We start from the raw sequence: 14,970 nt of genomic DNA, 5'->3' as shown, positions 1-14,970 counted from the left end.
AGCGACCCCCGGCCGCGGGCGGGCGCCGCCCGGCGCCCGCCACTACCGGGACGCGTGCCGCTCCACGGTCGGCGCCCACCGCACTGCCTCTGGAGAAGGGAGCCCCCTGAGTCAGGGGGCGGCGCCGAAGGCGCGGGGGTCTGGGAGACCGTGAAACGGGGCCCACGGTTTGCGCAGCAAAGCGTGGGGCGACAGCGCGAATGCGATGGCGCACACCCCGTCCCGACCAACGGTCGGCACCTACCCGTTTAGCCTGTCGCTGCGCGACAGGCTAAACTGCCGGTCTTTCTGCCTTTTAGACTGCGACCGCGCATCATGTCCGAGCCTACCGCCGCCCCGAACGACGCCCTTCCGGAAACCCTCGAAAAGCGGGATTTCATCCGTCAGATCGTGCGTGAAGACCTGGCCGCCGGCAAGCATGCCGCGATCAAGACCCGTTTCCCGCCCGAGCCCAATGGCTATCTGCACATCGGCCATGCCAAGTCGATCTGCCTGAACTTCGGCATCGCCGGCGAGTTCAACGGGGTGTGCAACCTGCGTTTCGACGACACCAACCCGGCCAAGGAAGACCCCGAGTACGTGGCCGCCATCCAGGACGACGTGCGCTGGCTGGGCTTTGAGTGGAACGAGCTGCGCCACGCCTCGGACTACTTCGACGCCTACTACCTGGCCGCGCAGAAGCTGATCCGCGACGGCAAGGCCTATGTGTGCGACCTGTCGGCCGAGGAAGTGCGCGCCTACCGCGGCACCCTGACCGAGCCGGGCCGCCCCTCGCCGTACCGCGAGCGCAGCGTCGAGGAAAACCTGGACCTGTTCGCGCGCATGCGCGCCGGCGAGTTCCCCGACGGCGCGCGCACCGTGCGCGCCCGGATCGACATGGCCAGCGGCAACATCAACCTGCGCGACCCGGCGCTGTACCGGATCAAGCACGTCGAGCACCAGAACACCGGCAATGCCTGGCCGATCTACCCCATGTACGACTTCGCCCATGCGCTGGGCGACTCGCTGGAAGGCATCACCCACTCGCTGTGCACGCTGGAGTTCGAAGACCACCGCCCGCTGTACGACTGGTGCGTGGACAACGTGGACTTCGCCCACGACGACGCCCTGACCGCGCCGCTGGTCGAGCGCGGACTGCCGCGTGAGGCGGCCAAGCCGCGCCAGATCGAGTTCTCGCGGTTGAACATCAACTACACCGTGATGAGCAAGCGCAAGCTGATGGCGCTGGTCACCGAGCAGTTGGTAGACGGCTGGGAAGACCCGCGCATGCCGACCCTGCAGGGCCTGCGCCGCCGTGGCTACACCCCGGCCGCGATGCGCCTGTTCGCCGAGCGCGTGGGCATCAGCAAGCAGAACTCGCTGATCGATTTCAGCGTGCTCGAAGGCGCCCTGCGCGAAGACCTGGACAGCGCAGCGCCGCGCCGCATGGCCGTGGTCGATCCGGTCAAGCTGGTGCTGGCCAACCTGCCGGAGGGCCATGCCGAAACGCTGACCTTCTCCAACCATCCCAAGGACGAGGCGTTCGGTACCCGCGAGGTTCCGTTCGCGCGTGAGCTGTGGATCGAGCGCGAGGATTTCGCCGAGATCCCGCCCAAGGGCTGGAAGCGCCTGGTGCCGGGCGGCGAAGTGCGCCTGCGCGGTGCCGGCATCATCCGCTGCGATGAGGTGATCAAGGATGCCGACGGCACCATCACCGAGCTGCGCGGCTGGCTGGATCCGGAATCGCGCCCGGGCATGGAAGGGGCCAACCGCAAGGTCAAGGGCACCATCCACTGGGTCAGCGCGGTGCATGCCGTGCCGGCGGAAATCCGCCTGTACGACCGCCTGTTCTCGGTGCCCAACCCGGATGACGAATCCGACGGCAAGACCTACCGCGACCATCTCAACCCCGAATCGCGCCGCACCGTGACCGGGTATGTCGAACCGGCCGCGGCCAGCGCCACGCCGGAGCAGTCGTTCCAGTTCGAGCGCACCGGTTACTTCGTGGCCGACCGCCGCGACCACACCGCCGCCGCACCGGTGTTCAACCGCAGCGTGACGCTGCGCGATACCTGGTCGGCCTGAGCCGGCCCGCCGGTGCCTGGCACCGGCTTGATCGCCACCGGGCCTGCCCCCGCAGGCCCTGCCGCCCACCCCATTGATCCCCGCGCGCCTGCGCGGGTGGCGCGTGGCCGCGTTGAGCGCGGACACGGCATCCCCACGTGCGGCCCGATACACTGCCGCAGCTCCATCCCAGAAGAGGCCCTCCCCGATGCTGTACGCGCAAGTCCACCTGACCCTCCCGGCCTGGATCCACGACCAGATCGACCTGGATCTTCCCCATCCCGGTGACGAGGCCAAGGTCGCACTGGCGATCGAGCTGTCGCGGCTGAACGTGGAGCACGCCAGTGGCGGCCCGTTCGGTGCGGTGGTGTTCGGCCCGGAGGACCGCGTGATCGCCGTCGGCGTCAACCGCGTGGTGCCGCACAACACCTCCCTGGCGCATGCCGAGAACATGGCCTACATGCTGGCCCAGCAGCGCCTGCAGACCCCGCGCCTGAACGACGTGCTGCGCCCGATCACCCTGGCCACCTCCTCCCAGCCGTGCTGCCAGTGCTATGGCGCCACCGTCTGGGCCGGCATCGACCGGCTGTTGATCGGTGCCAGCGCGCAGGACGTGGAGGAACTGACCGCCTTCGACGAAGGCCCGCTGCCGGCCGACTGGGTAGGCGAACTGTCGCGCCGCGGCATCGAGGTGGTGCAGGGCCTGCAGCGCGACGCCGCGCGCGCGGTGCTGCGCCAGTACGGGGAGGCCAACGGTGCGCACTACTGACCGCGCCGCCGCCGGGGCGATCGCATGACCGGCCTGCTGTGCCTGTGCCGCCAGGGCTTCGAGCCGGAGCTGGCCGGCGAGTTGTACGAGCGCGCCGCCTATGCCGGCATCGGCGGTTATGCGCGCACCCAGCGCAACGATGGCTACGTGCTGTTTGCCACCGAGGAAGGCGCCGCGCTGTCCAAGGCCCTGCCCTGGCGCTCGCTGATCTTCGCCCGGCAGAAGATGGTGGTGCTGGCCGAGTTGCCGCAGTTGGATGCAGCCGACCGCATCACCCCGATCCTGGCGGCCCTGGAAGGCCAGCAGCGTTTCGGTGACATGTGGGTGGAGCACCCCGATTCGGACGAGGGCAAACCGCTGGCCGGGCTGGCGCGTGCGTTCGGCAATGCGCTGCGCCCGGCCCTGCGCAAGGCCGGCCTGCTGACCGACAAGCCCAATACCGCGCTGCCGCGCCTGCACATCGTGTTCGTCGGCGGCCGCCACGCGTTCGTGTGCACCGCCGATACCCGCGACAGCGCGCCATGGGCGCTGGGCATCCCGCGCCTGAAGCTGCTGCCCGACGCGCCCTCGCGCTCGGCGCTGAAGCTGGACGAAGCGCTGCTGACCCTGCTCACGCCCGAGGAGCGCGAGCAGCTGGTCAAACCCGGCATGCGCGCGGCCGACCTCGGCGCCGCCCCGGGCGGCTGGACCTGGGTGCTCACCCGCCAGCACGTGCGGGTGATCAGCGTGGACAACGGCCCGCTGCGCGAACACGTGCTGGAGACCGGACTGGTGGAGCACCTGCGCGCCGATGGCTTCCATTGGCAGCCGGATGCGCCGCTGGACTGGATGGTGTGCGACATGGTCGAGCAGCCGCGCCGCGTGGCCGAACGCATGGCCACCTGGTTCCGCGAGGGTTGGTGCCGGCATGCGATCTTCAATCTCAAGCTGCCGATGAAAAAGCGCTGGGATGAAACCCGCCTGTGCCTGGAGCTGTTCCAGGACCAGGCCGGCAAGCCGCTGCACGTGCGCGCCAAGCAGCTGTACCACGACCGTGAGGAAATCACGGTGCTGGCCTCGCCGCTGCGTTGAGGTTGGCGAGCGGGGCACTGCCCCGCTCTGCGGTGCCTGGGAGCGCCGCTACGCGCTTACCTGCGGTGCAGCAGGTCAGCCTCGAGCGCGGCCAGGTTGCGTGCTGCGTTGCTCGACGCCAGCAGTACCGCCGCCGCATGGTTGCGCGCTTCGCGGTCACTGACAGACGGCGCAGGAAGCGTCGGCGCGCTGATGCCTGTGAGCCGGCCATTGAAGCGATCCACCATCCCCTGGTGCTGATCGGCAAGATTGACGATCGTCTTCAGCGCGCGATGCAGATCGCGCCCGGTCAGCGCGGGCGCACGCGCGAGGCGGCTCAACGCCAGGTAGGCCACCCCGGTCCCCGCCGACATGCCGGTGGGCGATCCGGCGGCGGTATTGGACAGCGTCTGCAGCACCTGCCCAATGCTCGCTTTGGCCAGATCGGCGCACACCGGTTCAATGGGTCTGCGCGCAATGGGAAGGCAGCTTGTGGCCAGGTGGTGCAGGCAGGACGAAATGCTCATGTGCAGGCTCATACTGGAAGGAAGCGGCCAGCTTGCGCCGAGACGGCATAGGCCGCTTCCGTGTTTCCCTCATCCGCACCACGCCAGGGGACTGTCAGCGGGTAAGCAACGTCGCCGCCTTCAACTGCGCCGCGCTGGCCGGGACCTCGAGCAGCGTGACGACGTGGGCGTGGTGTTGTTCCTCCACCGAGACCACCTTGAAGGTGGACAAATGGGTATAGACCCGCTCCCACCGCTCGCCAGCGAACGGGTAGCGACTGGCCAACGGCATCCCTGAAAATCCCTTGATCCTGAATTCGATGAGTGCCGACGACCCCACTGTCGGGATCAGCGGGTAAGCGCGGGTGTCCTCCACCCGTGTCGCCGTGGACAGGAACTGCTCGGGGCGCAGCAGTTGCCCGGTCCGGACCATCTCGTGAAGTGTGTTCAACATCGCCGGGGTGTGAGTGGCTTGCCGGTAGCTGGTCTGCGGGAAGTCGCCGTCGGCAAAATGGTTCAATCCAATCTGACGTTGGACCCTGGCGATGGCGTTGACCGTGCTGCTGTCCAGGCTGTTGGCATAGCTAGTCAGCTGGTAGGCCGCCGATTTTTCGCCGCGCAGGAATGTCTCGGGCCCCTTCCGTTCCTCGATCTCATTCTTGATGGATGCGCCGTCCAATTCGTATTCAGTATCGCGACACATGTTCTGCACCGCGCGGCAGCCCATGTTGGTACCAAACACTGTCCCGAATGCCCATTCGTCCTGGAGCTTGTTCAACTCGGCGGCGAGAAGGACGGTGTGGCGTTCGCGTTCGATGGGATCGGCCTTGACCAGGCCCACCAAGGCCGGTGCCCGCTCATCGATCCGCGTCTGGCGATCAAACCTGCGCAGCGCTTCGTTCGCGCGCGCCACGTTGTCATCCAGACTCGCGCGGGCATCGTCGATGCGTTTATTGAACGCGTCCATCAGCGGCGTCTTGAACAGCGACCTTGCATCGGCCAACGGCACCTCGCCTGCCGAGGCGCGAACGTCGGCCGCCACACCTGTGCGCAGACGGGTCAGAAGTGAATCGGTGCTGGGTATGTCGGCGGTGCGGGCCCCTTCGCCACCGGGCGCAGTGATCGACGCGTCCGGCGCCTTCAATAGTGACACCGCCTTCCCAAGCGCTGACCCCAGCGTTGCGGATTTTCGGTCGAATGCGCTCTGCGCGATGATGACGTCATTGTCGGCCGCCTGCAGCTGGGCGATCCACAGCCCATTGCGGGTCACCTTTCCGCCGTGCGCCGCCAGATCGATGCCATGCCGTGTTGCCAGCGCCTGCACCTGCCCGCTGCGCGTGGCCTTGCCGTATCCCACGCATCTTTTCCAGACACTGCTGCTTTCCCGCGACTTGATCCGCTCGCTTTTCAGCCCCTCGTCTTTCAGCCGCAGCGGCGCATTCGCATCCAGGTTGCGGATGCCCCTCAGATCACGGGCCAAGGCCTCACGGGCGTTCGAATGACCGGCCCGATTGCGGGCGCTGTTGACGTACTTCCCCATCTCGGCGAAGGCCGTGCGCACCTCCGTCAAGGCCGCTTTTACGCCTTGGCGCTCCTGCCTGGCCTGCTGCTTGAACTCGGCCACCGCCTGCTTCGCACGGGTCTGCGCGTCCTCCAGGGACGCGCGCGGGACGGCGGGGGCCGATACAGGAGCAACGGAGATGACAGGCATGGGGATTCCCGGAGGCGCAAAAACCCGGACGGTAACCGCACCGGCTTGCCCGCGCTTTCAGGTTTCGCTCACCCGGCGCACTACCGCGAACAACATCACGTTGGCGCCGTCACACCCCGGCCGCGCGCCGCCACAACATCGACACCAGCGGTGGCAGCTTGCCCGCACAGCCCAGCACGCGGCCGCGCGCGAGGGTCAGGTGCATCTCGTCGTTGGAGAACACCGTGTTGATCGCATCGAAGCTGTAGGCGGCGACCGTGTTCTCGCTGCGTCGTTCGCGCGCCCAGCGCTGCAGGCGGTGCGGCGACATCCAGTCCTGGCGGCGCTGCTGGGCGGCCAACACCAGCGCACGCAGCGCGGCCACGTCGCGCAGGCCCAGGTTGACGCCCTGCCCGGCCAGCGGATGCACCACGTGCGCCGCATCGCCCAGTGCCAGCACGCGGCCGGCCACGTAGCCGGTGGCCAACTGCCGGCGCAGGGGAAACGCCGCTCGCCGGGAGGCCAGCGTCATCGCGCCCAGCCGACCGGCAAAGGCCTGGGTCAGCGCGCGGCCGAAAGCGGCCTCGTCCAGGGCCAGAACACGCTCGGCCTCGGCCTCGGGCAGGGTCCACACGATGGAACTGCGATGCGCATCGATGGGCAGGACCGCCAGCGGCCCGGTCACCAGGAAGCGCTGCCATGCAGTGGCTTCGTTGCCCTGCTCGGTGTCCACATACGCCACGACGCCGCGCTGGCCATAATCCTGGCGCGCCACCTCGAGGCCGGCCAGCGCACGCAGGGTGGATTCGGCACCGTCGGCGGCAATCGCCAGCGATGCCTCCAGGCGGCGGCCATCGGCCAGGCGCAGGCGCACGCCATCGGCGTCCTGCTCCAGCGCCTCCACCCGTGCCGGGCTGCATACCTGCACGCCGGCCGCCGGCAACGCGGCCCACAGCCGGTCCACCAGCAAGTCGTTCTCCACGATCCAGCCCAGCTGCTCGCGGCCCAGGCGGTCCGCGTCGAAGCGCAGCTCCTCGCCGCCGGCGGCATCCCACACGCGCATGCGTCGATACGCGCACGCCCGCGCTGCGCTGACCGCCGGCCACACACCCAGCGCTTCCAACAGCTGCGCGTTGTCCGGGGCGAAGGCGTACACGCGCAGGTCCGGCTGCTGCGGCTGCCAGGGCGCCGGCTCGCGGCCTTCCACCAGCGTCACCGACTGGCCGGCATCGGCCAGGGCCAGCGCACACGCCGCGCCCACCACGCCGCCACCGACCACGATCACGTCACACGCGCGCCGGCTCATGCGCCCGCTCCGCGGCACAGCGCCGGCACCTGGCCGCGGAAGCCCATCGCCCCGCCCACCAGCATCGACTGCATCGGGGTGGCCTGCGCGGCCAGCAACCCCAGGCTGCGCAACGGCCGCATCAGCGGCGCCGGGTTGCTGGTCAGCCGGGCCAGGCCGCCGGAGAAGGCGATGGTCTGCGTGCGATCTTCCTCGCGGCGGGCCACGTGCGCCTGCAGCAGTGCATCGCTGCCGGGATCGGCGGCCTCGGCGATCAGTTCGGCCAGGGTCAACGCATCGCGCAGGCCCAGGTTGAAGCCCTGCGCGCCCAGCGGGTGGATGGTCTGGGCGGCATTGCCGAGCAGCACCGCGCGCTCGCCGACCAGCGCCTGGGCCAGCACCTGCACCAGCGGATAGGCACTGCGCGGGCCGCTGTCCAGCAGCCGCCCGGCACGCCAGCCGATCGCCGCCTGCAGGCGCTGCAGCCACGCGGCATCGTCCAGCGCCAGCACGGCCTCGGCGGCCTCGCGTGCCACGCCATGCACCGCGCCATAGTGACGGTCGCCACGCGGCAGCAGCGCGGTCGGGCCGGTGTCGGTGAAGCGCTCGTAGGCCGTGCCGTCGGGTGCGCGCGCGCTGCGCACCCGCGACACGAACAGGGTCTGCTGGAAGTCGTGTTCGTCCGCGCCGATGCCCAGTGCCTCGCGGACGCCGCTGCGGGTGCCGTCGGCGCCCACCACCAGGCGCGCCAGCAGGCAGCGCTCGCCGCTGTCATCGGCGATGAACACCTGCCGATGGCCGTCGATGGTCGCGCCGAGCCGGACGAACCGGGCCGGGCGGTAGCGGGTCAGCCGGGTGAGCGCCTGCAGGCGCGTCTCCAGCGCGTTGCCGAAGTCGCGCGCCACCACCACCTGGCCGAACCACGGCCGCTGGTACTGCGCCGCGTCCATCTGCACGCGGCCGAAGTCGCCGGCGCGGCTGACATGGATGCGGCGGATCGCACCGGGCGCGGTGCCCAGCAGCGGCATCACGCCCAGCGCGGTGAGCGCGTTGACCGTGGCGGCGGCGAAGCTGAGGTTGCGCTGGTCGAACACCGCCGGCAGGGCGCCGGCCGGCGTCGCCTCGACCAGGGCCACCTCGCGGCCGGCACGGTCCAGGGCGATGGCCAGGCTGGCACCGACCAGCCCGCCGCCCACGATCACTACATCATGTCGTTCACTCATGCCGCCCATGATAAGCGTTGGACCGTTCCGGGCGGGTGCGGCGGCCTGCCGCAGCAGGCGCTAGAATGAACGCTGAATCCCTTGCCTTGGCTGCCATGACCACCCCTGCCCAACGCGCCTTCGTCCTGTCCGTGCTCGTGCTGTTGATGATCGCCACCCGGGTCAACCACTTCATGGCCATCCCCGATGCGTCCTGGGCGGTGTTCTTCATTGGCGGCTTCTACCTGCGCCAGTGGACCCGCTGGGCCTTCCCGCTGCTGATGGGGCTGGCGATCGTGATCGACGTGGTGGTGATCAGCCGCACCGGCCAGGCCTACCTGCAGCACTACTGCGTGTCGCCGGGCACCTGGATGCTGCTGCCGGCCTATTTCTCGCTGTGGGCCGGCGGCATGCTGCTGGGCCACGGCTACCAGGGCGCGCGCTGGGCCACGCTGGGCAAGGGCGTGGCGCTGCTGGTGGCGGCGGTGGCGCTCTGCCACCTGTTCGCGCAGGGCGGTTTCTACTGGAGCAGCGACAGCGTCGCCGCGCCCACGGTGGCCGGCTGGCTGAAGAACTACAGCGACTGGTTCCTGCCCTACCTGCGCACCGCGGCGATCTACGTCGGCCTGGCCGCCGCGCTGCAGCTGACCACCGAACAGGTGCGCAAGCTGCTGCAGGCCCGCCACGACGTGCTGCACTGAGCGGCGGCCACGATGGGCAACCGGCTTTCGCGCATCTATACCCGCACCGGCGATGACGGCAGTACCGGGCTCGGCGATGGCAGTCGGGTGCCCAAGGATGCGGCCCGGGTCAACGCCTACGGCACGGTGGATGAGGCCAACTCGGCGCTGGGCGTGCTGCTGGCCGTGGCCCTGCCCGAGGACGTGCGCGCGCTGCTGACCACCGTGCAGCACCAGTTGTTCGACCTGGGCGGGGAGCTGTGCATCCCCGGCCACGCGGCCATCCACGCCGCCGACGTGACCGCGCTGGAACAGCAGCTTGACCACTACAACGCCGGCCTGCCGGTGCTCAAGGAATTCATCCTGCCCGCCGGCGGCGAGGCGGCGGCCCGCTGCCACCTGGCCCGCACCATCGTGCGCCGCGCCGAGCGCGAGACGGTGACCCTGGCCCGGCTGGAGCCGGTGCGCGCCGAGGCGATCGGCTACCTCAACCGGCTCTCGGACCTGCTGTTCGTGCTGGCCCGGGTGCTGGCCCGCGCCGACGGCCACGGCGAAGTGCTGTGGCGGCACGAACGCCGCCACGCCTGAGCGGCCCTGCCACCCCATCGGAACCCTCGCCCGCATGCTGGTTTTCACCCACCCTGCCTGTCTGCAACACGATCCCGGCCGTGGCCACCCCGAATCCCCGCAGCGCCTGCAGGTGGTGCTGGATGCCCTGGATGCCGCCTTCCCCGGGCAGCTGGACTGGCGCCAGGCGCCGGCGGCCAAGCGCGGTGAACTGGCCCGGGTGCACGACAGCGAGCTGATCGACCTGGTGCTCAAGCCGCAGGCCGAGGCGGTGCGCCTGATCGACATGGACACGGCCACCTCGCCCGGCTCGTCCAGCGCCGCCCTGCACGCGGCCGGCGCCGGCGTGGCCGCGGTGGATGCGGTGATGCTCGGCGAGGACCCGGTGGCCTTCTGCGCAGTGCGCCCGCCCGGCCACCACGCCACCGCCAGCACCGCCATGGGCTTCTGCCTGTTCAACAACATCGCCGTGGCCGCCGCCTACGCGCGCGACCGCTACGGCCTGGAGCGCATCGCCATCGTCGATTTCGACGTGCACCACGGCAACGGCACCCAGGACATCTTCATCGCCGATCCCGGCGTGGCCTACTACAGCACCCACCAGGCCGGGCTGTTCCCCAACTCGGGCCTGCGCCGCGACCGGGGCGCGGGCAACCTGATGAACATCCTGCTGCCGCCGGGCAGCGGCAGCTTCCGCTTCCGCAACACCTGGGCCGACGAGATGCTGCCGGCCATCGACGACTTCCGCCCGCAGCTGCTGCTGATCTCGGCCGGCTTCGACGCGCACCTGCGCGATCCCCAGGCCGACCTGATGCTGGAGACCGAGGACTTCGCCTGGATCACCGCCGAGCTGCGGGCGCTGGCCCGCCGGCATGGCGGCGGCCGGGTGGTGTCGATGCTGGAGGGCGGTTACGACCTGCAGGCGCTGGCCGAATGCAGCGTGGCCCACGTCGGCCAGCTGCGCTGAGCGGCCGCGCGGCGGGGGGCCGCGCATGAACCTGAACCCCTGCCCCGGCAAGGCCTTCATTGCCCCTATGCAGTGGATGGGGCAAGCTACGATCCGTTTTCGCCTGAATCCGACTCCCGCGTGCGCCGAGCCCTCCGCCTGCTGCCCCTCCCCCTGAGCATCGCCATCTGCCTGCCGGCCATGGCCGACGACAAACCGGTGAACTGGGGCCTGTGCCCGGCCACCGATGTCCTGCCCGTGTTCGACGATGCCCCCAAAGCCGACAAGGCTGCCGCGGCCACCCGCGACCAGCAGGACACCGACATCGAGGGGGACCAGCTGCTGGGCACCACCACGGTGCCGCAGTACCAGGGCAACGTGGCGCTCAAGCGCGGCGACCAGTTCCTGGGCACCGACCACCTGAGCTTCGACACCGAAAGCGGCAACTACATCGCAGAGGGCAACGTCCGCTACCAGGACTCCTCGATCCGGATGGTGGCCAAGCGGGCCGAAGGCAACCAGGAAGCGGACACCCACAAGATCAGCGACATCAAGTACCAGCTGGTGTCCCGGCGCGGCAACGGCGACGCCGAGTCGGTGGACCTGCAGGGCGCGGTGGGGCAGATGCACCGCTCCACCTACACCACCTGCGACCCGTCCCAGCCGGTGTGGAAGCTGTCGGCGCCGCAGATCGAGGTGGACAACGACGAAGGCTTCGGCACCGCGCGCAACGCGGTCCTGCGGATCGGCAAGGTGCCGGTGCTGTGGGCGCCGTATTTCAAGTTCCCGATCGACGACCGTCGCCAGACCGGCCTGCTGTACCCGCAGCTGGGCCTGTCCGGGCGCAACGGCTTCGACTACGCCCAGCCGATCTACTTCAACCTGGCGCCGAACTACGACGACACGCTGACCCCGCGCTACATGAGCAAGCGCGGCCTGATGCTGACCAACGAGTTCCGCTACCTGTACGACGGCGGCCGCGGCGAGCTGGAAACCAGCTACCTGCCCAACGACAAGCTGCGCGACCGTGACCGTGGCCAGTTCCAGTTCGGCGGTTACCACAACCTCAACAGCACCTGGCAGGCCCGCGCCAACCTGGCCTGGGTGAGCGATGAGCGCTACACCGAAGACTTCTCCAACCGCCTGCTCGGGGTGACCGCCTCCAACCTGCAGAGCCAGATCGGCCTGTACGGGACCGGCGAGAACTGGACCGGCGGGGTGATGGCCGACTACTGGCAGCTCACCGACTACACCCTGACCGAGGCCGCGCTGCCTTACGCGCGCCAGCCGCGCGCCTTCTTCACCTGGGACAAGCCGGTGCTGCCGTGGCTGGAGACCGGCGTGTACGCCGAGGCCGTGCGCTTCACCCACAAGGACATCCACGGCAAGATCGTCGATGCCGACGGCGAGTTCGTGCGCGACGGGACCGAGACCGAGATGTTCGGCGGCTCGCGCCTGGACATCAAACCCTACGTGTCCCTGCCCTTCAGCGGCGCGGCCTGGTACGTCACCCCGACCCTGGCCTACCGCTACACCGGTTATCAGCTTGACCGGGGCCTGGCCGACCAGATCCGCCTGCAGAACCTTGACGCGGCCGGCATCGCCAACCCGACCCCGGAGCAGCTGCGCGGCAATACCTCGCCCAGCCGCAGCATGCCGATCGCCAGCCTGGACGCGGGCATGTTCTTCGACCGCGAGACCACCATCGGCGGCAAGTCGTTCCTGCACACGCTGGAGCCGCGCCTGTTCTACCTGCGCGCGCCCTACCGCGACCAGAGCGACCTGCCGATCTTCGACACCCGCGACTTCACCTTCAGCTGGGGCCAGCTGTTCCGCGATTCGCGCTACACCGGCGCCGACCGCCAGAACGACGCCAACCAGCTGACCATGGCGCTGAGCACCCGCTTCATCGACCAGACCACCGGCAAGGAGCGCTTCTCCGGCAGCATCGGCCAGATCCTGTACTTCGACGATTCGCGGGTGACCATCAACAACGCCCAGTCGCCAGTGGAACAGGGCAAGTCGGCCTGGATCGCCGATGCCAACTACGCCATCAACGACCGCTGGAACCTGGGCGCCACCTACCAGTGGGACCCCAAGTACAAGCGTGAGGACCTGGCCAGCGTGCGCGCGCGCTACCTGATGTCCAACGACGGCATCGTCAACATCTCCTACCGCCACCGCCTCAACCCCGATGGCAGCAACCTGCTCAAGCAGGCCGACCTGTCCTTCCTGTACCCGCTCAGCCCGCGCTGGAGCCTGGTGGGGCGCTACTACTACTCCATCGAAGACCGCAAGCCGCTGGAAATCATCGGCGGCGTGCAGTGGGACAGCTGCTGCCTGGCCGTCCGCGCCATCGCCCGCCGCTACGTGCGCAACCGCGAAGGCGAGCTGAACAACTCCTTCCAGATCGAGTTCGTGCTCAAGGGCCTGAGCTCCATCGGCCAGGACACGGACCGTACCTTGCGCCGTGCTATTCTCGGGTACTACCGAGACGACCTCTATCTCGTGCCGCCCAGCAACACCGGGGCCGACCGCGACGACTACGATCCGAACCTGATCCCATGACCAAGACCCTTCCCGTTCTACTCGCTTCCCTGCTGGCGGTATCCACCGTCTCCGCACCGCTGCAGGTGCTGGCCCAGCAGAGCCAGCCGCTGGATCGCATCGCCGCCATCGTCGACGAAGACGTCGTGCTGCAGAGCGAACTGGACCGCGCGATCCAGAACATCAAGGCGCAGTACGCCGGCCGCGAGAACCAGCTGCCGCCGGACGACGTGCTCAGCCGCCAGGTGCTCGAGCGCCTGGTGCTGGTCAAGCTGCAGGTGGCCCGCGCCGACGGCAGCGGGATCAAGGTCGGCGACCAGGAGCTCAACCAGGCCCTGAACGCGATCGCCCAGCAGAACGGCTCCACCCTGGACGCCCTGCGCCAGCGGCTGGCCCGTGACGGCATCGATTTCAATGACTTCCGCGCCTCGGTGCGGGACGAAATCACCGTGCAGCGCCTGCGCCAGAGCTTCGCGCAGAGCCGCATCAGCGTCAGCGAGGGCGAAGTGGATGCCGCGCTGAAGCAGCAGGCCACCGTGGGCACCCAGTACCACTTGGCCCACATCCTGATCGCCCTGCCCGAAGGCGCCACCGCCGACCAGATCGCCACCGGCCAGAAGAAGGCTGATGGCGTCAAGGCGCTGCTGGACAAGAACGAGCTGGATTTCAACGCGGCCGCCGTCCGTTATTCGGACAGCCCCAACGCGCTGGAAGGCGGCGACCTGGGCTGGCGTTCGCTGGATGAAATCCCCAATGCGTTCGCGCAGATGATGACCCAGATGAAGGCCGGCGACGTGGTCGGCCCGCTGCGCGGCCCGAGCGGCTTCCAGCTGCTCAAGCTGGTGGAAGTGCGCGATGCCGGCGCCACCGCCGGTGGCCAGAGCATCACTGAGTACCACGCCCGCCACATCCTGGTGCGCGTGACCGACCAGCAGGACAACGCGGCGGCCAAGGCCAAGATCGACACCTTGCGGGCCCGCATCGCCGGTGGCGCGGACTTCCAGGCCGTGGCCAAGGAGTCCTCCGAGGACACCAACAGCAAGGGCCAGGGCGGCGACCTGGGCTGGTTCCCGGCCGATGCGTTCGGTCCGGACTTCGGCAAGCAGGTGAGTGGCGTGGCCGATGGCGGCGTGAGCCCGCCGTTCCGCACCGACGCCGGCTGGCACATCGTGCAGCGCGTGGCCACGCGCCAGACCGATGCCACCACCGACAACCAGCGCGCCCAGATCCGCGAGACCATCGGTCGCCGCAAGCTGGAAGAAGAGTACAACCGCTTCCTGCAGGAACTGCGTGGCGAAGCCTACGTCGACCTGCGCACCGGCACGGACAACGGCGCTGCGGCGCCGGCCGCGACCCCGCCGCAGTCCTGAGGCCTGGCCGATGATCCCGCCGCTCGCGCTGGTACCCGGCGAGCCCGCCGGGATCGGCCCTGAACTCTGCATTCGCCTGGTCCAGCAGCCGCGCACCGATTGCCGGCTGCTGGCCTTCGCCGACCCGGACACCCTGCACGCCGCGGCCGCGGCGCTGTCGCTGCCCCTGCAGCTCCTGCCTGAAGATGCCATCGCCCGCCAGCCGGGCGACCTGCCGTTGCGCGCGGGGCGCAAATCGCGCCCCACGCCCGGTTGGGCACCCGCCCCCGCCACATCCGGGGCGGGGATCGCCCCGCGGCTGGAGGCCGGCCCCGC

General features: G+C 69.4%; 12 protein-coding genes and 1 pseudogene. 9 read left to right on the top strand and 4 right to left on the bottom strand.

Going from position 1 to position 14,970, the window contains the following annotated elements:
- The first annotated feature begins 315 nt into the window (after positions 1 to 315).
- The 3 genes from RSA25_RS15470 (at position 316) to rlmM (ending at position 3,883) form a co-directional block, all read left to right on the top strand.
- Complete coding sequence (locus tag RSA25_RS15470) at positions 316 to 2,064, top strand: glutamine--tRNA ligase/YqeY domain fusion protein (protein WP_332809739.1); 1,749 nt, start codon at positions 316 to 318, stop codon at positions 2,062 to 2,064.
- Between the two features lie 187 nt (positions 2,065 to 2,251).
- Positions 2,252 to 2,812 (top strand): nucleoside deaminase, encoded by a 561-nt coding sequence (locus tag RSA25_RS15465; RefSeq protein ID WP_332809738.1) that lies wholly within the window; start codon positions 2,252 to 2,254, stop codon positions 2,810 to 2,812.
- Between the two features lie 24 nt (positions 2,813 to 2,836).
- Positions 2,837 to 3,883, top strand: a complete 1,047-nt coding sequence (rlmM, locus tag RSA25_RS15460; protein ID WP_332809737.1) for a 23S rRNA (cytidine(2498)-2'-O)-methyltransferase RlmM — start codon at positions 2,837 to 2,839, stop codon at positions 3,881 to 3,883.
- A 56-nt stretch (positions 3,884 to 3,939) separates the two neighbouring features.
- Here the strand turns inward: rlmM and RSA25_RS15455 are convergent, their stop codons facing one another.
- The 4 genes from RSA25_RS15455 to ubiH form a co-directional block, all read right to left on the bottom strand.
- Positions 3,940 to 4,389 (bottom strand): hypothetical protein, encoded by a 450-nt coding sequence (locus RSA25_RS15455; protein WP_332809736.1) that lies wholly within the window; start codon positions 4,387 to 4,389, stop codon positions 3,940 to 3,942.
- A 94-nt stretch (positions 4,390 to 4,483) separates the two neighbouring features.
- The gene (locus RSA25_RS15450) at positions 4,484 to 6,079 is read right to left on the bottom strand and encodes a hypothetical protein (RefSeq protein ID WP_332809735.1); all 1,596 of its coding nucleotides are present in this window, start codon (positions 6,077 to 6,079) and stop codon (positions 4,484 to 4,486) included.
- Between the two features lie 109 nt (positions 6,080 to 6,188).
- Positions 6,189 to 7,364 (bottom strand): UbiH/UbiF family hydroxylase, encoded by a 1,176-nt coding sequence (locus tag RSA25_RS15445; protein WP_332809734.1) that lies wholly within the window; start codon positions 7,362 to 7,364, stop codon positions 6,189 to 6,191.
- Entirely contained in the window at positions 7,361 to 8,566 is a 1,206-nt protein-coding gene (ubiH, locus tag RSA25_RS15440) for a 2-octaprenyl-6-methoxyphenyl hydroxylase (RefSeq protein WP_332809733.1), read from the bottom strand. The genes RSA25_RS15445 and ubiH overlap by 4 nt, the downstream gene beginning before the upstream one ends.
- 95 nt (positions 8,567 to 8,661) lie before the next feature.
- Between ubiH and RSA25_RS15435 the strand changes: the two genes are divergently transcribed.
- From RSA25_RS15435 to RSA25_RS15410, 6 genes and pseudogenes are all read left to right on the top strand, one after another.
- On the top strand, positions 8,662 to 9,246 hold the full coding sequence (locus RSA25_RS15435) for a hypothetical protein (RefSeq protein ID WP_332809732.1): 585 nt from the start codon (positions 8,662 to 8,664) through the stop codon (positions 9,244 to 9,246).
- A 12-nt stretch (positions 9,247 to 9,258) separates the two neighbouring features.
- Positions 9,259 to 9,813 carry a cob(I)yrinic acid a,c-diamide adenosyltransferase gene (locus tag RSA25_RS15430; protein WP_332809731.1) on the top strand — a complete coding sequence of 185 codons (555 nt, stop codon included), beginning with the start codon at positions 9,259 to 9,261 and terminating at the stop codon, positions 9,811 to 9,813.
- A 34-nt stretch (positions 9,814 to 9,847) separates the two neighbouring features.
- Positions 9,848 to 10,759 (top strand): histone deacetylase family protein, encoded by a 912-nt coding sequence (locus tag RSA25_RS15425; RefSeq protein WP_332809730.1) that lies wholly within the window; start codon positions 9,848 to 9,850, stop codon positions 10,757 to 10,759.
- Positions 10,760 to 10,879: 120 nt separating this feature from the next.
- Positions 10,880 to 13,306 (top strand): LPS-assembly protein LptD, encoded by a 2,427-nt coding sequence (lptD, locus tag RSA25_RS15420; protein ID WP_332809729.1) that lies wholly within the window; start codon positions 10,880 to 10,882, stop codon positions 13,304 to 13,306.
- Positions 13,303 to 14,655 (top strand): peptidylprolyl isomerase, encoded by a 1,353-nt coding sequence (locus RSA25_RS15415; protein WP_332809728.1) that lies wholly within the window; start codon positions 13,303 to 13,305, stop codon positions 14,653 to 14,655. Before lptD ends, RSA25_RS15415 begins: the two co-directional genes overlap by 4 nt.
- 10 nt (positions 14,656 to 14,665) lie before the next feature.
- Positions 14,666 to 14,970, top strand: a pseudogene (locus RSA25_RS15410) (4-hydroxythreonine-4-phosphate dehydrogenase PdxA); the annotation flags it as partial.

This window comes from Stenotrophomonas sp. (genome assembly GCF_036662295.1).
Lineage (GTDB): Bacteria > Pseudomonadota > Gammaproteobacteria > Xanthomonadales > Xanthomonadaceae > Stenotrophomonas.
This window is presented reverse-complemented; position numbering and strand designations above follow the sequence as displayed.